The organism is Kluyvera huaxiensis (assembly GCF_040149365.1).
GTDB classification, from domain to species: Bacteria; Pseudomonadota; Gammaproteobacteria; order Enterobacterales; family Enterobacteriaceae; genus Kluyvera; species Kluyvera intermedia_A.
This window is the reverse complement of record NZ_JBEFLV010000006.1, coordinates 213081-233985: the sequence shown is the minus strand read 5'-3', so window position 1 is coordinate 233985 and position 20905 is coordinate 213081. Positions and strand designations below refer to the sequence as shown.

18 protein-coding genes are annotated in these 20905 nt (G+C 56.6%); 12 read left to right on the top strand and 6 right to left on the bottom strand.

Translation table 11 applies throughout. The features are described 5' to 3' along the window. Positions 1-1395, top strand: coding sequence for a glycoside hydrolase family 1 protein (locus tag ABOC97_RS08970; protein ID WP_349596495.1), 1395 nt, complete (start codon positions 1-3; stop codon positions 1393-1395). A gap of 54 nt (positions 1396-1449) precedes the next feature. Here the strand turns inward: ABOC97_RS08970 and ABOC97_RS08965 are convergent, their stop codons facing one another. After that, positions 1450-2184: a class I SAM-dependent methyltransferase gene (locus ABOC97_RS08965; protein ID WP_349596493.1), complete on the bottom strand. Its 735-nt coding sequence runs from the start codon at positions 2182-2184 to the stop codon at positions 1450-1452. A gap of 133 nt (positions 2185-2317) precedes the next feature. On the opposite strand from ABOC97_RS08965, the gene mdtQ reads away from it, so the two are divergent. Then, a complete protein-coding gene (gene mdtQ, locus ABOC97_RS08960) occupies positions 2318-3757 on the top strand; it encodes a multidrug resistance outer membrane protein MdtQ (RefSeq protein WP_349596490.1) in 1440 nt (479 codons plus the stop codon). Between the two features lie 82 nt (positions 3758-3839). On the opposite strand, the gene ABOC97_RS08955 is transcribed toward mdtQ, so the two are convergent. Further along, the gene (locus ABOC97_RS08955; protein ID WP_349596488.1) at positions 3840-4412 is read right to left on the bottom strand and encodes a DedA family protein; all 573 of its coding nucleotides are present in this window, start codon (positions 4410-4412) and stop codon (positions 3840-3842) included. Between the two features lie 154 nt (positions 4413-4566). Here ABOC97_RS08955 and ABOC97_RS08950 point away from each other — a divergent pair, with 154 nt between their 5' ends. Further along, positions 4567-5154: a Yip1 family protein gene (locus ABOC97_RS08950; protein ID WP_349596485.1), complete on the top strand. Its 588-nt coding sequence runs from the start codon at positions 4567-4569 to the stop codon at positions 5152-5154. A 178-nt stretch (positions 5155-5332) separates the two neighbouring features. Beyond that, positions 5333-6286: a D-alanyl-D-alanine endopeptidase gene (gene pbpG, locus ABOC97_RS08945; RefSeq protein WP_234504090.1), complete on the top strand. Its 954-nt coding sequence runs from the start codon at positions 5333-5335 to the stop codon at positions 6284-6286. Positions 6287-6304: 18 nt separating this feature from the next. Here the strand turns inward: pbpG and ABOC97_RS08940 are convergent, their stop codons facing one another. Beyond that, positions 6305-6859: a GNAT family N-acetyltransferase gene (locus ABOC97_RS08940; RefSeq protein ID WP_349596544.1), complete on the bottom strand. Its 555-nt coding sequence runs from the start codon at positions 6857-6859 to the stop codon at positions 6305-6307. Between the two features lie 84 nt (positions 6860-6943). Then, positions 6944-8665 (bottom strand): D-lactate dehydrogenase, encoded by a 1722-nt coding sequence (dld, locus tag ABOC97_RS08935; protein ID WP_349596481.1) that lies wholly within the window; start codon positions 8663-8665, stop codon positions 6944-6946. Between the two features lie 202 nt (positions 8666-8867). Between dld and bglX the strand changes: the two genes are divergently transcribed. From bglX to ABOC97_RS08895, 8 genes are all read left to right on the top strand, one after another. Further along, on the top strand, positions 8868-11165 hold the full coding sequence (gene bglX, locus ABOC97_RS08930; RefSeq protein WP_349596478.1) for a beta-glucosidase BglX: 2298 nt from the start codon (positions 8868-8870) through the stop codon (positions 11163-11165). Positions 11166-11749: 584 nt separating this feature from the next. Further along, positions 11750-13090, top strand: a complete 1341-nt coding sequence (locus tag ABOC97_RS08925) for a glycoside hydrolase family 28 protein (RefSeq protein WP_349596475.1) — start codon at positions 11750-11752, stop codon at positions 13088-13090. Between the two features lie 62 nt (positions 13091-13152). Then, positions 13153-14712, top strand: coding sequence for an MFS transporter (locus ABOC97_RS08920; RefSeq protein WP_349596473.1), 1560 nt, complete (start codon positions 13153-13155; stop codon positions 14710-14712). A gap of 98 nt (positions 14713-14810) precedes the next feature. Next, positions 14811-16046, top strand: coding sequence for an MFS transporter (locus tag ABOC97_RS08915; RefSeq protein WP_349596471.1), 1236 nt, complete (start codon positions 14811-14813; stop codon positions 16044-16046). A gap of 70 nt (positions 16047-16116) precedes the next feature. Then, positions 16117-17034: a glycine betaine ABC transporter substrate-binding protein OsmF gene (gene osmF, locus ABOC97_RS08910; RefSeq protein ID WP_349596469.1), complete on the top strand. Its 918-nt coding sequence runs from the start codon at positions 16117-16119 to the stop codon at positions 17032-17034. 12 nt (positions 17035-17046) lie between these two features. Then, positions 17047-18201: an ABC transporter permease gene (locus tag ABOC97_RS08905; RefSeq protein ID WP_349596467.1), complete on the top strand. Its 1155-nt coding sequence runs from the start codon at positions 17047-17049 to the stop codon at positions 18199-18201. After that, the gene (locus tag ABOC97_RS08900) at positions 18194-19141 is read left to right on the top strand and encodes an ABC transporter ATP-binding protein (RefSeq protein ID WP_349596464.1); all 948 of its coding nucleotides are present in this window, start codon (positions 18194-18196) and stop codon (positions 19139-19141) included. Before ABOC97_RS08905 ends, ABOC97_RS08900 begins: the two co-directional genes overlap by 8 nt. Then, entirely contained in the window at positions 19125-19862 is a 738-nt protein-coding gene (locus ABOC97_RS08895; RefSeq protein ID WP_349596461.1) for an ABC transporter permease, read from the top strand. The genes ABOC97_RS08900 and ABOC97_RS08895 overlap by 17 nt, the downstream gene beginning before the upstream one ends. Here ABOC97_RS08895 and ABOC97_RS08890 read toward each other — a convergent pair. Next, positions 19837-19950 (bottom strand): protein YohO, encoded by a 114-nt coding sequence (locus ABOC97_RS08890; protein WP_072129168.1) that lies wholly within the window; start codon positions 19948-19950, stop codon positions 19837-19839. The genes ABOC97_RS08895 and ABOC97_RS08890 overlap by 26 nt on opposite strands. A 59-nt stretch (positions 19951-20009) precedes the next feature. Next, positions 20010-20729 carry a MerR family transcriptional regulator gene (locus tag ABOC97_RS08885; RefSeq protein WP_349596457.1) on the bottom strand — a complete coding sequence of 240 codons (720 nt, stop codon included), beginning with the start codon at positions 20727-20729 and terminating at the stop codon, positions 20010-20012. Between the last annotated feature and the right edge of the window lie 176 nt (positions 20730-20905).

Below are 20905 nucleotides of genomic sequence, written 5' to 3'. Positions count from 1 at the left end.
ATGAAAACATTCCCGCATACGTTTCTTTGGGGCGGCGCGACCGCGGCAAATCAGGTCGAGGGCGCTTATCTGGACGATGGCAAAGGGCTATCGACCTCCGACGTGCAGCCGCATGGCGTTTTTGGTGAGGTGGTCGAGCGTGTTCCGGGTGATTCCGGGATCAAAGATGTGGCTATCGATTTTTATCACCGCTACCCGGAAGATATCGCGCTGTTCGCCGAGATAGGCTTTAACTGCCTGCGCGTCTCCATTGCCTGGACGCGTATTTTCCCCAACGGCGACGATGCCGAGCCAAATGAAGCCGGGCTGGCGTTTTACGACAAGCTGTTCGATGAAATGGCACAGCACAACATTACCCCGCTGGTAACGCTGTCGCACTACGAGATGCCGTGGGCGCTGGTGAAAAACTACGGCGGCTGGGGCAACCGCAAGGTGATTGGCTTCTTTGAGCGCTACGCCCGCACGGTGTTTGAACGCTTCAAAGGCAAAGTAAAGCTGTGGCTGACCTTTAATGAAATCAACATGTCGCTGCACGCGCCGATGACCGGCGTTGGCCTGCCTGCCGACAGCAGCAAAGCCGAGGTCTATCAGGCCATTCACCATCAGCTGGTGGCGAGCGCGCTGGCGGTGAAAGCCTGCCATGAAATCGTCCCAGAGGGGAAAATTGGCAATATGCTGCTCGGCGGCCTGATGTATCCGTTAAGCTGCAAGCCGGAAGACGTGTTTAAGACCTTGCAGGAAAATCGCAGCTGGCAGTTCTTTGGCGATGTACAGTGCCGCGGCGCCTACCCGGGCTATATGCTGCGCTATTTCCGCGAAAACGGCTTCGAACTGAACATCACTGACGCCGACCGTGACGCGCTGAAGTCTACCGTCGATTTTATCTCCTTTAGCTACTACATGACCGGCTGCGTCACCGCCGATGAGGCGCTGAATAACAAAGCGCGTGGCAACATTCTTAATATGGTGCCGAACCCGCATCTCGAGAGCTCAGAATGGGGCTGGCAGATTGATCCGCTGGGGCTGCGCACGCTGCTTAACGTGCTGTGGGATCGCTATCAGAAACCGCTGTTTATCGTGGAAAACGGTCTGGGGGCGAAAGATAAAGTGGAAGCCGACGGCAGCATCAATGATGACTACCGGATCAGCTACCTCAACGATCACCTGGTACAGGCGCGTGAAGCGATTGAAGACGGCGTGGAGCTGATGGGCTTTACCAGCTGGGGGCCAATTGACCTGGTCAGCGCCTCGAAAGCCGAGCTGTCCAAACGCTACGGTTTTATCTACGTTGACCGCAACGATGACGGCAGCGGCACGCTGGCGCGCAGTAAGAAGAAGAGCTTTGGCTGGTATAAAGAGGTGATTGCGACTCGTGGCGCAAGCTTGAAAGAGTAAACCTGAAGAAAATCGCGCGTTATCCGGCCTGATGGTCGAATAACGCGCGGTGTTTTAGCCCGCCTTTCGCGCGCGCAGAATGAAAATCATCGGCCGCTCTTTCTCTTCGTCCAGCGCCGGGTTAGCGGCAATTTGCTCCGCTGTGGGGCCCCATTCGTTGAGATGTTCAATCACAAATCCGGCGCCAATCAGGGCGTTAATCCAGGTGCCCAGCGTACGGTGCTGTTTTTTGACGCCGTCGGCAAACCAGTTGCTGATGCGCTCGCCTTCCTGCTGATAATGACTCACCGGCCAGCTTTTCTGCCCGTGTTCATCCACCTGCCAGCCCTGCTTGAGCGGGGCGGTGTAGATGGGATGTTCGGCGGTGAACACCAGCGTCCCGCCCGGCGTTAATGCCTGGTAGATGTTGGCCAGCAGCGGGGCAATATCTGGTAAATAGTGCAGCGTCAGTGAGCTGTAGACCAGATCGCAGCTATTAGCGGGTAGGTTGAGGGCCTGTAAATCTTCGCGGTGGTACTCGATACCGTCGCCGTCGGTCATCTCACGCGCGCGCTCCAGCATACGCTGGGACAGGTCGAGCCCGGTTATCTGCGCGGCGCCCTGGTCGCGCGCCCAGCGGCAAAACCAGCCGTAACCGCAGCCGAGATCGACTACACGCAGGTCTGCCATTGCGGGCAACACTTGCTGAATGGTTGGCCATTCCGGCGCGCCGTCCAGCCCTTTGACCGAACGGTCGAGGGTGGCGTAACCGGCGAAGAAATTGGCATCGTCATAGATGTTTTGGCTCATTTTCACTCCGTGAATATTAACTATTTTTAGCTGTGTTTAAGTATGTCTGTTTATGTTCCCACACGCTTTACTAAAGAGATTTATATCATTTAAATTATGATCAACCTCCCTATTCTGTAACCTGACCTTCCAAATGAATCTAACTCTGAAAAAAAGCGTGTTGTCCGGTTTGCCTCTGTTCATTGCGCTGGCGGGTTGCGCTCCATCGCATGATATTGGCGCACCGGCCAAACAGCAGGTTCCGGCCTCCACCGTGTCGACAGATCTTCCTGCCGCGGTGCAAAATGGCTGGCCGCAGAGCAACTGGTGGCAGGATTACCACGACGCGCAGCTTAATAGCTTAATCACCCACGCGTTGGCCAACTCACCGGACATGCAAATCGCCGACCAGCGCATCAAGCTAGCGGAAGCCCAGGCGCGAATGTCGCAGGCGGATCTTGGCCCGGAAGTTGATTTTGGCGGCAACGTTGAGCGGCAAAAAATGTCCTCAGAGGGCCTGATGGGGCCTTTTGCTACCGACAGCGATGGTAACACCGGCCCGTGGTATACCAACGGGACGTTCGGCTTAACGGCCGGCTGGGATCTCGACCTGTGGGGCAAAAACCGCGCTCTGGTGCAGGCGCGCATTGGTGAAGTCAAAGCGCAGCTGGCCGAACGGGCGCAAACCCGAGAACTGCTTTCCAGCAGCGTGGCGCGCCTTTACTGGCAGTGGCAGACCGAAGCGGCAATCCAGGATGTTCTCCAGCAGATTAAAAATGAGCAAAACAATATTGTTACCGTGGATACCGCGCTGCTCGAACATGGTATTACCAACTCGGCGGAAGGGGCGGAGAACGATATCAACGTCAGCAAAACCGATGAACAGCTGGCTGACGTCGCAGGCAATATGAAAGAGATTGAGGCCCGGCTGATGGCGCTGACCAACAGTCAGAGCCAGTCGTTGCATTTGCGTAAGACCGCACTGCCCGCCGTCGCTAGCAAAATGCCGACCACCTTAGGTTATGAGCTGCTGGCGCGCCGTCCGGATTTGCAGGAGGCGCACTGGTATATCGAGGCATCACTCAGCGAAATTGATGCCGCGAAAGCGGCGTTTTATCCGGATATTAACCTGATGGCCTTCCTGCAACAGGACGCGCTGCACTTAAGCGATCTGTTCCGCCACTCGGCGCAGCAGATGGGCGTGACTGCAGGCTTAACGCTGCCTATCTTTGACAGCGGCCGTCTTAACGCCAATCTGGATATTGCCAGCGCGCAGAGCAACCTTTCCATCGCCAAATACAATAAAGCGGTGGTCGATGCGGTCAACCAGGTGGCGAAAACCGCAAGCCAGGTTGAAACGCTGATGGCAAAAAACCAGCAGCAGGCGCAGGTTGAGAAAGATGTGCAGCGGGTGGTCAATCTGGCGCAGCAGCGCAAGAATGCGGGGATTATCTCCGGTGCAAAAGTCAGCGTGGCGAAACTACCCGCGCTGCAGGAGCGGATTGGCGCAATCCGCCTGCACGGCCAGTGGGTTGACGCCAGCATTCAGCTGACTTCCGCGCTGGGCGGCGGCTACCACATTACCGAGAAATAAACACGCCATGAATATTAACCTCCCGTATTGCCCAACGGGAGGTTATCTCCGCCACGCGTTAACATACCGCCGCCGATATGGGCTATTCCTGCGGTTTTCTCGCTTCCCGCCGTTTTAACCACCAGCGTAGCGCTATCACCAGAACGATAGCCAGTACCAGCCATATCAGATGCTTAAGGTGCTTATCCAGATGATGGAGCCATGGGCCGATCGCTTCGCCGCCAAGATAGCCGAGCGTGGTAAACAGCAGCGCCCAGATAATTGCCCCGACAATATTCAGCGGCAGAAAAATTTTCGGCGGCAGGCCGCTTGCGCCGATAAGCAGCGGGCCGATTACCCGGAAACCGTACATAAAGCGCGTACCGATAACGAACAGATAGGGGTGACTCTTGATTAAGCGCTGCGCTTTGCGAATCCGCGCCTGATGGCGCGAGAAACGCTTAAGTAACCGACCGCCAAACCGCCGCCCCAGAAGGTAAAGCAGCTGATCGCCAATCATGCCGCCTAACGCCACCGAAATAACCACCAGCGGAAATTTCAATAGACCCTGATGTGCCGCCACGCCGCCGAGCAGCGTAATTGTTTCACCTTCTGCCATGCTGCCAATAATCAGCGCGGCGTAACCATAGTGGGAAATCAGGTTATTGATATCCATGCAAACACGTACTCCTTACAACGTCTTTCCCTTAATGATACACCCTGACGTGCAGGCTGCGGCTGCGTCTATTTTTCGCGTTGTACATAAAATAATCCATTGACGTGAATTATACTTACAGCAACGTGGTACGAAGCCGTGCAGAGGAGGCGTTATGAACCATGTATGGGGACTTTTCTCCCACCCTGACAAAGAAATGCATATTATCCGTAGCGAGAACGAAACTGTTTCTCACCATTTTGTGCATCACGTACTGATCATGGCGGCCATTCCGGTCATTTGCGCTTTCATTGGCACCACCCAGCTTGGCTGGAACTTTGGCGATGGCAACATCGTCAGGCTATCGGTCATGACGGGGTTGGGGATGGCCGTGCTGTTCTATGCGCTGATGCTGGCGGGTGTCGCCGTGATGGGGCGGGTCATCTGGTGGATGGCGCGTCATTATCCAAACAGACCGTCGCTCAAACGCTGCATGGTGTTTGCTGGCTATGTGGCAACGCCTATCTTCCTGAGCGGTCTCGTCGCGCTGTACCCGCTGGTATGGCTGTGCGCGCTGGTGGGAACGGTAGCGCTGTTTTACACCGGTTATCTGCTGTATGTCGGCATTCCGACCTTCCTGAATATCAACCGGGAAGAAGGGCTGAGCTTTGCCAGTTCGACGCTGGCGATTGGCGTGTTGGTTCTGGAAGTGCTGCTGGCGCTGACCGTGGTGCTGTGGGGCTACGGCTACCGTCTGTTCTGAGGTCTTAACTCATTGCTGGCGTGAATTTAATCACGCCAGCAATGCAGCATTTATTCACTATTCTTTGCTGGAAGATTCCGCGCACTCCGCGCTATGATGAGCCATTCCGCTTCGTCACCGTTTGGTACGAAGCGGTTGTCTATCATAATGTGCATAAATAACCGCCAGAATACTCACCATGCAGAAATTTCGAGTTTCCCTGCTCAGCCTTGCTTTAGTGCTGGCTGTGCCTTTTGCGCCTCAGGCGAGTGCAAAAACGGCCGTTTCCGCCGTGGCCTCGCAGCCGGATATTGCTTCCGGTAGCGCAATGATTGTTGATCTGAATACCAATAAAGTCATTTATGCAAACCAGCCGGATCTCGTGCGTCCGATGGCCTCGATAACCAAGCTGATGACGGCGATGGTGGTGCTGGATGCACATTTACCGCTGGATGAGATGCTGACGGTCGATATTAGCCATACGCCGGAAATGAAAGGGATTTACTCTCGCGTACGCCTCAATAGCCAGATCAGCCGCAAAAATATGCTGCTGCTGGCGCTGATGTCTTCCGAAAACCGTGCGGCGGCAAGCCTCGCGCATCACTATCCGGGTGGTTATGACGCGTTTGTTCGCGCCATGAATGCGAAAGCCAAAGCGCTGGGCATGACCCGTACCCGTTACGTCGAGCCGACGGGGCTGTCGATTCATAACGTATCGACCGCGCGCGACCTGACTCGCCTGTTGATTGCCACCAAACAGTATCCGCTGATTGGCCAATTGAGCACCACCAAGGAAGATACCGCGACTTTCGCCCATCCGGCCTACACGCTGCCGTTCCGCAACACTAACCATCTGGTGTACCGCGATAACTGGAGTATTCAGCTGACCAAAACCGGCTTCACCAACGCCGCGGGCCACTGTCTGGTGATGCGCACCGTGATGAACAACCGTCCGGTAGCGATGGTGGTGATGGATGCGTTTGGCAAATATACCCACTTTGCCGATGCCAGCCGTCTGCGTACGTGGGTCGAAACCGGGAAAGTGATGCCGGTTCCGGCGGCGGCTTTGAGCTATAAAAAGCAAAAAGAAGCCCAGGTGGAAGGCGATATCGCCAAAGCCCAGCGTAGCGGGCAGACCACCCAGGAAGATTAATCCTCGGTATACGCCATATTATTCCGGCAGCGTCCAGTCACCATCGTTGAGTGGGCGCTGCATAATCACCGTATCCCGCCAGTCTCCCAGCTTGTAGCCCACGCTACGCAGTTGCCCCACAACCTCAAATCCATGTTTCTTATGCAGGCGTAACGAGCCGGTATTGTTATTCCCATCGCCAATCACCGCCAGCATCTGTCGCCACGAGCCTTGTTCGCAGATTGCAATCAGCGCCGTTAACAGACGACTGCCGATACCGTGCGCCGTCATACTGGTGTCAACGTAGATAGACTCTTCAAGCGTGTAGCGATAGGCCGGGCGAGGGCGATAGGGGCTGGCATAACAGTAGCCGACAATCTCGCCGCGATAGAGCGCTACCAGCCAGGGCAAGCCCTGCTGCTGGATTTTGCTCATCCGCTGGCCCATTTCGTCAATCGAAGGGGGCACTTCTTCAAATGAGGCGCGCCCATTGAGGACGTGCCAGGCGTACAGCGCCGCAATGGCCTGAACATCGTCGGCCCTGGCATCGCGGACTTCAATATCGGCGTTGCTGGCGACATCAAGCGTGGACATCATCGAATTCCTTGTTGTGACAAACGCGTTTGGCATACGCCGGGGGCCCGCAAAAGCGCCCCCGGAAAAGCCCGGGTGACGACATTATGCGTCAGTTTTCTCACCCCAGTATTTCAGTTTACTGGTTTTACCGATACCCGGATTCATACTGTTGGTCGGATCGTTTTCGCGGTAATGACGTTTGAGATTATCATCCGCTTCATACAGATGCCCCACGTTATGTTCCGCCGGGTACTGTGCGCCGCGCGCGCGGAGCAGCTCCAGCATTTGCTCTTTGAGCTCATGCGGATCGACGCCTTTTTTGACGATGTAATCCTGGTGGAAAACGTGGCACATAAAGTGGCCGTAGTAGAGCTTATGCACCAGCTTGCTGTCGATTTCCGGCGGTAGGTGTTCAAACCACTCGGTATCATTCCGGCGCAGTGCGATATCCAGCGCCAGAATATCTTCCACTTCATCAGCATGTACCGCCTGATAACGGATTGCCGCACCGGCAGCCGCGAAACGGTGCAGGAACGCTTTGCTGCCTTCTTCCGGCGTACAGGCGAAGAAATCGCCTTCCGCTTGTTTAAAGTACTCGGTCAGCCAGCTTTGCGCTTCATCAATACCGTCGCCGGACATCTTCAGCAGCAGATGGTGCTCGTATTTATCACGCCAGGTTTTCATGCGTTCCGGCAGGTGCGCCGGGAAAGCGTGGCCGAGCTTCTGCATAAAGCGGTCGGTGAAGTGCGGTTTGAACAGCGACACTTTTTCCAGCATTGCGTCGGTGCGCCCTTTCATCGTGAAGAAGAACGGCATTTTATCGGTGCCGAGCTTGTCGATCATCAGGAAGGTATCTTTGCCGTACTGCTCGGCAATATCGTAGATATCACGGTGCATGTACTCGCCCGCGACCGGCAGATTATTGAACTCGGCGAGAATGTGGCGACGGATTTCGGTCAGCACCTCTGGCTGGTTGCTACCAATGTAGAACACCTGCTGGCGTTTTTCCGCCGGGAAGGTATCAAGACGCACGGCGAAGACCGCCAGCTTGCCGGCACAGCCGGAGGACTCGAACAGACGATCCGGGTCGGCATTGTAGCGCGCCGGGGTGTCTGCATTGACATCACGCACGCGGTTCACGTAGTCGTGGTCATGCGCATGGCGACCGTCGTGCTGTACGTCGCTATCCTTCACACGCTCATCGTCGAGCTTGCTTAAGATCTGCTCCGGCGTGTCGCCAAGATCGATCCCCAAATGGTTAACCAGCGTCAGTTTTCCCTGCTCATCAATGCGCGCAAACAGCGACATTTCGGTGTAGGCTGGGCCGCGCTGGACCAGTGAACCGCCGGAGTTGTTGCAGATGCCGCCGATAACCGACGCGCCGATGCACGAAGAACCAATCACCGAGTGCGGCTCGCGACCGAACGGTTTCAGCGCTTTTTCCAGCGAATAGAGAGTGGTGCCCGGCCAGGCCAGAACCTGCTCGCCTTTATCCAGCAGGTGCAGTTTATCAAGGCGCAGGGTGCTGATGATGACGATCTCGCGGTCATAATCATTGCCGCTTGGCGTCGAGCCTTCGGTCAGACCGGTATTGGCAGCCTGCATCAGGATGATTTTGTCCGCCGCCACGCAGGCGCTGAGGACGCGCCACAGTTCCAGCAGCGTGCCGGGGAACACTACGGCGAGTGCGTCCCCGTGACCAGAACGAAAGCCTTTGCGATAGCGGGCGGTTTTAGCGGGGTCGGTCAGCAGGTGAGCGTGACCAACCAGGCGGGAGAGTTCGTTAATCAATGCGTTATTATCGATTGTAGTTTGAGAAGACATTCTCCACTCCTTGTGGTGGGACGAATTTTTTTCGTTTCTAAGAATAGCGCTTTGTATGATCATTTGGTGAGTGAATGTTTCTAAAAATCAGAGAATAAAGCTTAGCTTTCTGTACCGTGGTCATTTAAGTTTATGGCAAACTGCGTTTTTTCATCGACTCTCGCCGCTCCAATCGGCACGTACTCAAAGAGACTACAAGAATATGAAATGGCTATTATCTGTAAGCGTCGCCGTGAGCCTGGCGCTGCAACCGGCTCTGGCTGAGGATTTGTTCGGCAATCATCCGCTGACGCCACAGGCGCGCGATGCCTTCGTAACCGGCCTGCTGAAAAAGATGACCGTCGATGAAAAAATCGGCCAGCTACGACTGATTAGCGTTGGCCCGGATAACCCGAAAGAAGCCATTCGTGAGATGATCAAAGACGGCCAGGTGGGGGCGATTTTTAACACCGTCACCCGCAAGGACATTCGCGCTATGCAAGATCAGGTGATGTCGCTAAGCCGCCTGAAAATCCCTCTGTTCTTCGCCTACGATGTGGTTCACGGTCAGCGCACCGTCTTCCCGATTAGCCTCGGGCTAGCCTCGACGTTTAACCTCGATGCGGTGAAAACCGTTGGCCGCGTGTCGGCCTATGAAGCGGCTGACGATGGCCTGAATATGACCTGGGCGCCGATGGTTGATGTCTCGCGCGATCCGCGCTGGGGCCGCGCCTCGGAAGGATTCGGTGAAGATACCTATTTAACCTCCATCATGGGTGAAACCATGGTGAGCGCGATGCAGGGCAAAAGCCCGGCAGACCGTTACTCGGTGATGACCAGCGTCAAGCACTTCGCCGCCTACGGTGCGGTCGAGGGCGGTAAAGAATACAACACCGTCGATATGAGCCCGCAGCGCCTGTTCAACGACTATATGCCTCCATACAAAGCCGGGCTGGATGCGGGCAGCGGTGCGGTGATGATTGGCCTGAACTCGCTCAACGGTACGCCAGCCACCGCCGACGCGTGGTTGCTAAAAGATGTGCTGCGTAACCAGTGGGGCTTTAAAGGCATTACCGTCTCCGATCACGGGGCGATTAAAGAACTTATCAAGCACGGCGTAGCGTCTGACCCGGAAGATGCGGTGCGCGTGGCGCTGAAGTCCGGCATTGATATGAGCATGAGCGACGAGTATTACAGCAAATACCTGCCGGGGCTGGTGAAATCCGGCAAGATAACCATGGCGGAGCTGGACGATGCGACGCGTCACGTCCTGAACGTGAAGTACGACATGGGGCTGTTTAACGATCCGTACAGCCACTTAGGGCCGAAAGATTCTGATCCGCAGGACACCAATGCGGAAAGCCGCCTGCACCGCGCCGAAGCGCGTGAAGTGGCGCGTCAAAGCCTGGTGCTGCTGAAAAACCGTCTGGAAACGCTGCCGCTGAAGAAAGAGGCGACCATCGCCGTTGTCGGTCCACTGGCGGATAGCCAGCGTGACGTGATGGGCAGTTGGTCTGCGGCAGGCGTTGCCGGACAGTCTGTGACCGTGCTGAGCGGTATTAAAAACGTGATGGCCGGTCAGGGCAAAGTGGTTTACGCCAAAGGTGCTAACGCCACCAATGACAAAGGCATCGTGGACTTCCTCAACCTGTACGAAGAAGCGGTGAAAATCGATCCGCGCTCGCCGCAGGCGATGATTGATGAAGCGGTCACCGCAGCTAAACAATCTGACGTCGTGGTCGCCGTAGTGGGCGAGGCGCAGGGTATGGCTCACGAAGCCTCCAGCCGTACCGAACTCTCCATCCCGCAAAGCCAGCAGGATCTGATTGCGGCGCTGAAAGCCACCGGCAAACCGCTGGTACTGGTGCTGATGAACGGTCGCCCGCTGACGCTGGTGAAAGAGGATCAGCAGGCTGACGCTATTCTGGAAACCTGGTTCGCCGGTACCGAAGGCGGCAACGCTATCGCCGACGTGCTGTTTGGCGACTATAACCCGTCCGGTAAACTGCCGATGTCCTTCCCACGCTCCGTGGGGCAGATTCCGCAGTACTACAGCCATCTCAACACCGGGCGTCCATACAATGCCGATAAGCCGAACAAATACACCTCGCGCTACTTTGACGAGGCTAACGGTCCGCTGTATCCGTTTGGCTATGGCCTGAGCTACACCACGTTCACCGTGTCTGATGTGAAAATGTCCGCGCCGAGCATGAAGGCAAGCGGCAGCGTCACCGCCAGCGTGCAGGTAACTAACACCGGCAAACGCGAAGGCGCAACGGTCATTCAGATGTACCTGCAGGACGTGAGTGCCTCGATGAGCCGTCCGGTGAAACAACTGAAAGGTTTTGAGAAAGTGACTCTGAAACCAGGTGAAACCCAGACGGTCAGCTTCCCGATTGATGAAAGCCAGCTGAAGTTCTGGAACCAGCAGATGAAGTACGCCGCAGAGCCGGGCAAATTCAACGTCTTTATCGGCGTCGATTCCGCGCGTGTGAAGCAGGGTGAATTCGAGCTGCAGTAGTTTCAAACCGCACTGAGTTATTCCCTCTCCCCATGGGGAGAGGGATATCACCGTATCGCGTTGAACCCTCACCCCAACCCTCTCCCTTAAAAAGGGAGAGGGAGCGCAATGTGCCTATTCCCCCATTTGAAACCCGCTTCAACACCGAGGCACTTTCGGTCCCCTTTGTCCGCTGAGGAGAGGGAGCGCAATGTGCCTATTTCCCCATTTGAAACCCGCTTCAACACCGAGGCGCTTTCGGTTCCCTCTCCCCGTTGGGGAGAGGGCTAGGGTGAGGGGGAGGCAATCCCCCAATTCCAATTCTTGCGCTACTTTGTGAACCCCATCGCGATTTATCTCTCTGTGACGCAGAATCTGCGTTAAATAGCCTATTTTTTATCCGCAAAACCGTACGTAACGTGATTAATCTCACGACTTATATCCCGCGCCTGTCACCGTTTTGTGCGCCAGTTCAAATGCGGCCCCGCAGCGTGAGAACAGGCGTGATGCCTTTCACTAATACGTAAAAAAGCCCACATCTGTCCGGCGAGAGAAGACGAAAACCCGCGTTAAATGCAGCTATCTCAACATCAGCAGGTAGCGATATGAAAATTTCACTGCATAACACTTCCCTCGACCGTAGTGGCAAAACGCCGCTGACCGCCCAGCTTCAACAGTTGATTGATGAAATTGACCGCGCGGGCGGCGGCACGCTGGTGGTGCCGTCGGGTGACTGGATGACCGGCACGCTGATACTGCCATCGAATTTTACCCTGCATCTGGAAGCGGGAGCGCGTTTGCTGGCCAGCCCGAATGCAGAAGATTACCCGCAGACATTGACGCAAACCGTCGCCGAACTCTCGCGGATGGCGCTCATCTATGCGCGCGATGCGCATCACATCACCCTGAGCGGTGAAGGCAGCCTGGTGGGGGGGGCTAGCGCCTGGTTTTCCGCCAGCGCCGATGACCAGGGCTATCGTCAGCCGAAAACCATGCGCCCACGTATGCTGGTGCTGGAAGGCTGCCAGCAGGTGCGTATTCGCGATATCACCATCAGTGATTCGCCGATGTGGACGGCGCATCTGGTGAGCTGCAACCAGGTGTTTATCCAGAATCTCACCATAGACAACGATCTGGCGCTGTCCAATACCGACGCGCTGGATATCGACAGTTGCCAGCACGTGCATATCAGCGACAGCTATTTCAGCGCTGCCGACGATGGTATCTGCATCAAAACCACACGTAAGCCGGAAGGTTTACAGCAGGCCACGCGGCATGTGGTGGTTAGTAACTGCCTGATTCGCTCCAAAAGCTGCGCCATCAAAGTCGGCACCGAAACCTTCGCCGATATCAGCCATATCGCGGTGCACAACTGCTCGATTTTTGAGTCCAATCGCGGCATTGGACTGGTCTCCCGCGACGGCGGCCAGTTCAGCCAGATGATTTTCAGCAACATTCTGTTCGACTGCCGCCACGGCCATCCGTGCCACTGGGGCAAAGCCGACCCGGTGTTTATCTCGGTCCGTCACCGCGACCCGCAAATTCAGCCGGGCAGGGTAGAAGACATTACCTTCAGCCAGCTTTCCGGCGTGGGTGAAGGGGCAATCAACCTGCATAGCGAAACGCCGGGCGATATTCGCCACGTGACCTTCAACTCGCTCTCATTACAGCAACTGGCTGGCCCATCGGACGAGCAGGGCTGCTATGACATTCGCCCACCGTGTAATCCGGCAAGTCCAACCGGAATGGGGCTGGATAACGCCTACCGCGTCAATCTGCAAACTGGCCGCGCCTGGGGCGTGGAGGTTTATCCTGGCGGATTACCCGCGCTATACGCCAACGGCGTACGGGGACTGACGCTAAACGATCTGCGCATTCGTCGCCCACAGCCGCTGCCGCAGGGGTGGAATAGCAACACCATCGTGCAGGAAAACGCCGACGCCTGAGTCTATCTGATGACGACGCGGCAACAGACCGCGTCGTTGTGTACTGTTCAAGGGGATGGAAAATGATAAAAAAAGTGCGGGAGATAAAACTCCACAACTACATCTGCTTCGGCATGGCCGACGTGATTGGCTCGGGTGCGTTTACTCTGGTGAGCGCCTGGCTGCTGTTCTTCCTGACCACCTTCTGCGGCCTGACGCCGATTGAAGCGGGGTCGCTGTTTGCCGTGGCGCGTATCGTCGATGTGATCATGTGCCCGCTGATGGGCTACATTTCTGATAACTTCCATAAAACGCGCCTTGGCCGTCGGTTTGGTCGTCGCCGTTTCTTCCTGCTGCTGAGTATTCCGCTGGTGGCGGTCTACAGCCTGCTGTGGGTGCAGGGCTTTAGCTACTGGACCTATCTGCTGGCCTATATCCTGTTCGAAATCGTCTACTCGATGATTATGATCCCGTACGACACCCTGTCGGCGGAGATGACCTCTGATTTCACCAAACGCTCGAAGCTCACCAGCGCCCGCATGTATATTGCCCAGTTCGCCGGCTTTACCGCCGCGTTTTTGCCGGGACGCCTGCTGGCCTACTTTGGTTCAGACTCGGCCATCTCCTTCTTCTACGCCGGGGCGATTTTCACCGTCGCCTTTATGATAGTGCTGTTCTTCGTTTACTTCGGCACCTGGGAACGTTCGCTTGAAGAGATTGAGCAAAACGAGCGCAGCATTGTGCATGAAGAGAAGCAGCCTCTGGGTAAACGCCTGTTCGATATTTACTACGATTTTGTGTCGACGCTGAAAATCAAAACCTTCCGCTCGCACCTTGGCATGTATCTGGGTGGCTCGGTTGCCCAGGATATCTTCAACTCTGTCTTTACCTATTTTGTGGTGTTTGCGCTGGCAACCTCGTCGGTAGTCGCCAGTAACCTGCTGAGCGTCATAAACGGCCTGCAGTTCTTTGGCGTCGGCGTCGCCACATGGCTGACTCTGCGCTACTCCCCATCCCGGGCGTTTGCGACTCAGGCGCTAATGGCGCTGGTGGCGTTCGTGCTGTTTGCGGTGACCTATCTGTACGGGTCCACCAGCATGGCGATGCTGTATCTGGCGGCAGGTGTCGCTGGTCTGGCTCGCGGCGGTATTTACTCCATTCCATGGAATAACTACACCTTTGTGGCGGACGTGGATGAAATCCTGACCTGCAGCCGTCGTGAAGGGATCTTCGCCGGCTTTATGAGCCTGCTGCGCAAAGCCTCCCAGGCGCTGTCTATCTTCCTGGTCGGCGTCGCGCTGCAAATGTCTGGCTTTGTCACCGGCCATACCAGCCAACCTGAATCGGCTATCAATATGATCCTCGCGATCATGATTATTCTGCCGGTGGTACTGACTCTGTGGGGTATCTGGTCGGCCTTCCAGTTCAAAGTGAACAGCCGCACTCATGCGGTGTTAAACGAAGAAGTGGCGCGCCTGAAACAGGGGGGCAGTAAAGCGACCGTGACCGCAGAAACCAAAGAAATTATCGAAAGCCTGACCGGTATGCCATACGAACAGTGCTGGGGCGACAACACCGTCGGCCACGTTAACCGCAGTCTGCTGAAAGCCAAACAGCATCAGGTTCAGCTAAAAAACGCCTAGGTTTTACCCGGTAGCGCATCGCGTTGCCGGGCAGATGAATAACACAGTGTTCTCCCGGGTAAGCCATGCGACCCCGGGACTTTTTTTGGATAACGGACATGACCGACAGGACTTTATATATTCAACAGGGGATTTGGGCGCGCTTAGGCCTGCCGCGTGAGCTGGCGTGGGGCTTTATCGGCGTGTTCCTGTTTATTACCGGGGCGACCATCGAGCAGAGCTGGCTGGCGTCACTCCTTCAACAGCGCGGCCTCGACGCCGTGCACATCAGCCTGCTGTCATCGGTGTTTGGCCTGTGCGTCGCCGCCATCTCCTGGTTTTCTGGTATTGGCGCGGGCGTGCTGGGCGTGCGTCGGCTGATGTGGCTGGCGACCCTACTCTATTTTATTGGCTCGGTACCGTTTATTTTTGTCGCCTTACCGGACGGCAATTACCCGATGATGATGGTGAGCTATGCTGTCCGCGGGATGGCCTATCCGCTGTTTGCCTACTCGTTTTTGGTATGGATAAACCAGCGCTGTGAAACGCGCATTCTCGGGCGTGCCGTCTCCTGGTTCTGGATTGCCTTTGGGGTGGGCATGACTATCGTCGGGCCGTGGTTTTCCAGTTTTATGATCCCGCGGATGGGGGAAACCACGACCTTACTCTCCGGCTTTATCTTTGTGCTGGCAGGCTGTGGCTGTGCGCTGATACTTAATCGCGATAAACCCCAGTGGCAGCGCGATGTGGCGGTAGGTCAGGCGCTGGCAGAAGGCATTATCGTGCTGGTACGTGAGCCGAAAATGCGTCTCGCGGTGGTGGTCAAAACCATCAATGATATCGGCAAGTTCTCGCTGGTCATCCTGATGCCGGTGTATCTGCCGCGCTTCGGTTTTAGCATTGAGGAGTGGCTGACCATCTGGGGGCTGGTCAACGTGGTCAATATCTTTGCCAACTACTTCTTCGGCTGGCTGGGCGATACCATCGGCTGGCGCAATACGGTGGTGTGGTTTGCCGGTACGCTGTGCGGCTTTTCAGCGCTGGCGGTATGCTATGCGCCGGTGCTGTTTGGTCATAGCAGTACGGCGCTGATTATCGCGCTGGCGATTTACGCCATCGGCCTGGGGGCGTTTGGCCCGCTGAGCGCGCTAATCCCTTCGCTGCTGCCGGAAAATAAAGGGGCGGCAATCTCGTGCCTGAATCTGGGCTCCGGGCTGAGCAATTTTGTCGGTCCGCTTATCGTCACGCTGTGCGTTAACCCGCTGGGCGTGGAAGGCACGCTGTGGGTTATTGCGCTGCTTTATTTTGCTGCGAGCTTGCTGACTCTGCCGTTAAAAATGCCAGAAAACAGCTAATTGGCTAAAAATCGTCTACGCTTTTTTCTCAAGCGCCGTATTTAGTGAGCGTAAAAAAAGAGGAATGCGTATGACGATTTTACGGGGATGGAGCGGTCCGCTGGTGCTGCTGGCGGCGGTAAGCCTGCCATTGCAGGCCGCCGAGCCGGTGAAGGTGGGTTCGAAAATTGATACCGAAGGAGCGCTGCTCGGCAATATTATTCTGCAGGTGCTGGAAAGCCACGGCGTCAAAACCGTCAATAAAGTGCAGTTGGGCACCACACCGGTGGTTCGCGGTGCGATTACCTCCGGCGAGCTGGATATCTACCCGGAATACACCGGCAATGGCGCGTTTTTCTTCAAAGATGAAAACGACCCAGCGTGGAAAAACGCCCAGGCCGGGTATGAAAAAGTGAAAAAACTGGACGCGGAGAAAAATAAGCTCGTCTGGCTGACCCCTGCGCCCGCCAACAACACCTGGACCATCGCCGTTCGCAAGGACGTGGCGGAAAAGGATAAGCTGACTTCGCTTGCCGATCTGAGCCGCTATCTGAAAGACGGCGGCACCTTTAAGCTGGCGGCTTCTGCCGAATTCATCGAACGCGCCGATGCGCTACCGGCGTTTGAAAAAGCCTACGATTTTAAATTAAGCCAGGATCAGCTGCTGTCGCTGGCGGGTGGTGATACGGCGGTGACAATCAAAGCCGCCGCCCAGCAAACCTCTGGTGTGAACGCGGCGATGGCCTACGGCACCGATGGCCCGGTGGCGGCGTTAGGGCTACAAACCCTGAGCGACCCGAAAGGCGTCCAGCCAATTTATGCGCCAACGCCGGTGGTGCGTGAAGCGGTGCTGAAAGCCTATCCGCAGCTCGACCAGTGGCTGAAGCCGGTCTTTGCCAGCCTCGATGAGAAAACCCTGCAAACCCTGAACGCGAAAATTGCAGTCGAAGGGTTAGATGCCAAAAGCGTGGCCGCAGACTATCTGAAGCAAAAAGGGTGGGCGAAGTAATCGGTTAATCGCATGCCTTATTGCCATAACCGCGTGGTGGTGTTGCTGGCGCTGATGTTGCTGGCCGCCGCCGCGCTGCCGTTCGTCAATTTTGCCCCGAATCGTCTGGTCTCGGGCGATGGCCTGTGGCTGTGGCAGGTTTGGTCCTTCCCGCCGCTGGCGCTGCTGCCAATCCCCGTGCTGTTTATCGCACTTTGCTATTTACCCGGTCGAGCCGTAAGTCTGCTTATCTTGCTACTGGCACAGTCTGGCTTCACCCTGCTGCTGTGGCTTGGCGGCGAGGCGGCGCATCGGCTGGCGGAAACCAGCACCCCGCTGGCGCGCACCTCGCCCGGCAGCGGGCTGTGGCTCTCGCTGCTGCTGATGCTGCTTATCTGTAGCGACGCGATTCGCCGTCTCACCTCTCACGCTCTCTGGCGCTGGCTGCTTAACGTCCAGCTGTGGCTGTTGCCGTGCTGGCTGCTGTGGAGCGGGGCGCTTGACGGACTGTCGTTGTTAAAAGAGTACGCTAATCGTCAGGAAACTTTTGATGATGCGCTGCATCAGCACCTGACGCTGCTATGGGGCACATTGCTGCCGGGATTAGCGCTGGGTATTCCGCTGGGGCTGTGGTGCTGGCGTCATCCGGGACGCCAGTCCGGCGTGTTTACGCTACTCAATGTTATTCAGACCATCCCGTCGGTGGCGTTATTTGGCGTCTTGATTGCACCGCTTGCTGGGCTGGTACAGCATTTCCCGTGGCTGGCAAACCTTGGTGTGGCGGGTACCGGCCTGACCCCGGCGCTGATTGCGCTGGTGCTTTATGCACTGTTGCCGCTGGTGCGCGGCGTAGTGGCCGGAATGCAGCAAGTTTCGCCGCAGGTGCTGGAGAGCGCGACGGCCATGGGCATGAGCCGCAGCCAGACCTTTTTCCGCGTCCAACTCCCGCTGGCGCTACCGGTACTGCTGCGCAGCCTGCGGGTGGTGGTGGTACAGACGGTCGGTATGGCGGTGGTTGCCGCGCTGATTGGCGCGGGCGGGTTTGGTGCGCTGGTATTCCAGGGGCTTCTGAGCAGCGCGCTCGATCTGGTGCTGCTCGGCGTGATCCCGGTGATTGCACTGGCGGTGGTGACGGATGCGCTGTTCAGCCTCGTGATTACCCTGATTAAAGGAGAAGCCGGTGATTGAATTTATGCAGGTGAATAAATCGTTCGCCGCCCATCCGGCGGTGAAAAACCTCTCGCTGCGGCTGGAAGAGGGCGCTTTTTCGGTGCTGATTGGCACTTCCGGCTCCGGAAAGTCCACCACGCTGAAAATGATCAACCGCCTGGTCGAACCGGATAGCGGCATGATTCGCTTCGCCGGTCAGGATATCCGCGAACAGCCGCTGTTGGCGCTGCGTCGGCGCATGGGTTACGCCATTCAATCGATTGGCCTGTTTCCTCATTGGACGGTGGCGCAGAACATCGCCACCGTGCCGCAGCTGCTAAAGTGGCCGCAGGCGAAGGTTAACGCGCGTATAGATCAACTGATGGCGATGTTGGGGCTGGAGCCTTCGCTACGTGCACGTTACCCGCACCAGCTTTCCGGCGGTCAGCAGCAGCGTGTCGGCGTGGCGCGCGCGCTAGCGGGCGACCCGGAAGTGCTGTTGATGGACGAACCTTTTGGCGCACTGGACCCGGTAACGCGCGGCGCGCTCCAGCAGGAAATGCGTCGAATCCATCAGCTATTGGGACGCACTATTGTGCTGGTGACTCATGATATCGACGAAGCGCTGCGGCTGGCGGACAACCTGATTTTGATGGACGGCGGTGAAGTGGTGCAGCAGGGCACACCGCTGGAAATGCTCAGCGCACCGGGCAGTGAATTTGCCCGTAACTTCTTTGGTCGTAGTGAACTCGGTGTGCGTTTGCTGTCGCTGCGTCAGGTGGCCGATTACGCCCGGCCCGGTGAACATGCCGAGGGCGAACCGCTGGTCGCTACATTATCGCTGCGTGACGCGCTGTCGGGATTTATGGCCCAGCGGCGGACGATTCTGCCGGTTGCGGATAGCGCCGGAATTGTATTCGGCACCCTGCATTTTGCCGACTTGTTGCGCGAGGAGCCAAGCGATGCGCGTGCTTCGTGATCCGCTGTTATGGCTGCTGGTGCTGTTTGCCGCGTTGCTGATAGGCCTGCCGCACAGCGAGCCGCTGTTTCACGCCTTGTTTCCCGAGCAGCCGCGTCCGCTGTACCAACAGGCGGGCTTTTTCGCACTCACCCTGGCACATGCTGAACTGGTTGGTATCTCAAGCCTTATCGCGATTGCCATTGGTATAAGTGCCGGAGTCATTGTCACCCGTCCTGCCGGGCGAGAATTTCGTCCACTGGTCGAAACGCTGGCGGCGATGGGGCAGACTTTTCCACCGGTAGCAGTATTAGCCATGGCGGTGCCGGTGATGGGGTTTGGCGAAAAACCGGCGATCATTGCGCTGATTCTTTACGGGATTCTTCCGGTACTACAGGGAACGCTGGCCGGGCTGGTGGCAGTTCCCGCTGCGGCAATTAGCGTGGCGGAAGGCATGGGGATGACCGGCTGGCAAAGACTGTGGAAAGTAGAGCTACCGCTGGCGGCACCGATTATCATGACCGGGGTGCGTACGTCGGTGATTGTCAATATTGGGACGGCAACCATCGCCTCAACGGTGGGCGCAAATACGCTGGGCACGCCGATAATCATCGGCCTGAGCGGATTTAATACGGCCTATGTGGTGCAGGGGGCAATCCTGGTGGCGCTGGCGGCGATTATCGTCGACCGCGCTTTTGAGCGACTAAGCCAACGGCTCAGCCGACACCGCCGCGGACAATAAATGAATAGCCGGCGAGCATAACGCCACCGATGCCGCTAATAGCCATAAAGGCGAAAAGCACAATCGCTGCGAGTTTAGCTGACTTCATGGTGTACTCCTTTTGTTAACCAAAAGATTATACCGCGAAGCCGGGCTGTTAATGAACGATTAATTTGCGGGAAGCGCGAAGGCGGCACCATCTTCTTGCCAGCGCGCGAGCTGATGCAACTGCATGGTATTCGGCGCGGCACCGCACCACACCAGCAGCGTCTGGCCGGGAAATAGCTCCGGCTGTACATGGCTAAGAGAATGGGCGAGGACGTCTACTCGCCAGCCCTGTTCACAGGCGACCCAGCCTTCCAGCCATAAACGGGTCAGGTCGGTGACGTTCCAGCCGACGACCAGCGCCTGCGGCCCTGACTTACGGCGGGCCGCGGAAAGACTCAGTGCAATATCGTTAATTAACACGCCATCGAGGAGACCTAACAGCGTATGCAGCGGTAGCTGCGCGCTTTGCAGACGCAGGCGTAGTGGGGTGAAAAGGTTATCGACGAGGGTTCGCGCGCTGTCGGTGCGACGCAGTTCTTTCACCCACTGACGCAGGTGGTTGAGATTGCCGTTGCGCAGATCGCGCAGTGCGATCTCCTGCTGCTCCCGCCAGCCGTCCGGCTGCTCGCAGAGCAGGTTTTTCACTTTACTGACCTGCACGCCGGTTTCAATCCAGCGCTGGATTTCGCGGATGCGGTCGATATCCGCATCGTTAAACAACCGGTGGCCGCCGTCGGTGCGCTGCGGTTTGAGTAGCGCGTACCGCCGTTGCCAGGCGCGGAGCGTGACCGGATTGATATCACAAAGCTGTGCCACTTCGCCAATCGTGTAAAGCGCCATCGTTCCTCCGGCATAAGTTCCCCCATTTAACTTTAGACCGGGTTTGCGGCGATGGCCTGCTGTGATGATTTTTTATCCATTCCATTTCTTCATCGAATGGATAAAATGTGATCGGTAGCATTTTTTGCACTTTTTTTGCCAGGTTTCAAAGAAAGTTATGCCAACTATGTGTATGT

Coding starts and splice junctions, on each gene's coding strand:
- ABOC97_RS08970 (WP_349596495.1), top strand. CDS start 1: ATGAAAACATTCCCGCATACGTTTCTTTGGGGCGGCGCGACCGCGGCA.
- ABOC97_RS08965 (WP_349596493.1), bottom strand. CDS start 2,184: ATGAGCCAAAACATCTATGACGATGCCAATTTCTTCGCCGGTTACGCC.
- mdtQ (WP_349596490.1), top strand. CDS start 2,318: ATGAATCTAACTCTGAAAAAAAGCGTGTTGTCCGGTTTGCCTCTGTTC.
- ABOC97_RS08955 (WP_349596488.1), bottom strand. CDS start 4,412: ATGGATATCAATAACCTGATTTCCCACTATGGTTACGCCGCGCTGATT.
- ABOC97_RS08950 (WP_349596485.1), top strand. CDS start 4,567: ATGAACCATGTATGGGGACTTTTCTCCCACCCTGACAAAGAAATGCAT.
- pbpG (WP_234504090.1), top strand. CDS start 5,333: ATGCAGAAATTTCGAGTTTCCCTGCTCAGCCTTGCTTTAGTGCTGGCT.
- ABOC97_RS08940 (WP_349596544.1), bottom strand. CDS start 6,859: ATGTCCACGCTTGATGTCGCCAGCAACGCCGATATTGAAGTCCGCGAT.
- dld (WP_349596481.1), bottom strand. CDS start 8,665: ATGTCTTCTCAAACTACAATCGATAATAACGCATTGATTAACGAACTC.
- bglX (WP_349596478.1), top strand. CDS start 8,868: ATGAAATGGCTATTATCTGTAAGCGTCGCCGTGAGCCTGGCGCTGCAA.
- ABOC97_RS08925 (WP_349596475.1), top strand. CDS start 11,750: ATGAAAATTTCACTGCATAACACTTCCCTCGACCGTAGTGGCAAAACG.
- ABOC97_RS08920 (WP_349596473.1), top strand. CDS start 13,153: ATGATAAAAAAAGTGCGGGAGATAAAACTCCACAACTACATCTGCTTC.
- ABOC97_RS08915 (WP_349596471.1), top strand. CDS start 14,811: ATGACCGACAGGACTTTATATATTCAACAGGGGATTTGGGCGCGCTTA.
- osmF (WP_349596469.1), top strand. CDS start 16,117: ATGACGATTTTACGGGGATGGAGCGGTCCGCTGGTGCTGCTGGCGGCG.
- ABOC97_RS08905 (WP_349596467.1), top strand. CDS start 17,047: ATGCCTTATTGCCATAACCGCGTGGTGGTGTTGCTGGCGCTGATGTTG.
- ABOC97_RS08895 (WP_349596461.1), top strand. CDS start 19,125: ATGCGCGTGCTTCGTGATCCGCTGTTATGGCTGCTGGTGCTGTTTGCC.
- ABOC97_RS08890 (WP_072129168.1), bottom strand. CDS start 19,950: ATGAAGTCAGCTAAACTCGCAGCGATTGTGCTTTTCGCCTTTATGGCT.
- ABOC97_RS08885 (WP_349596457.1), bottom strand. CDS start 20,729: ATGGCGCTTTACACGATTGGCGAAGTGGCACAGCTTTGTGATATCAAT.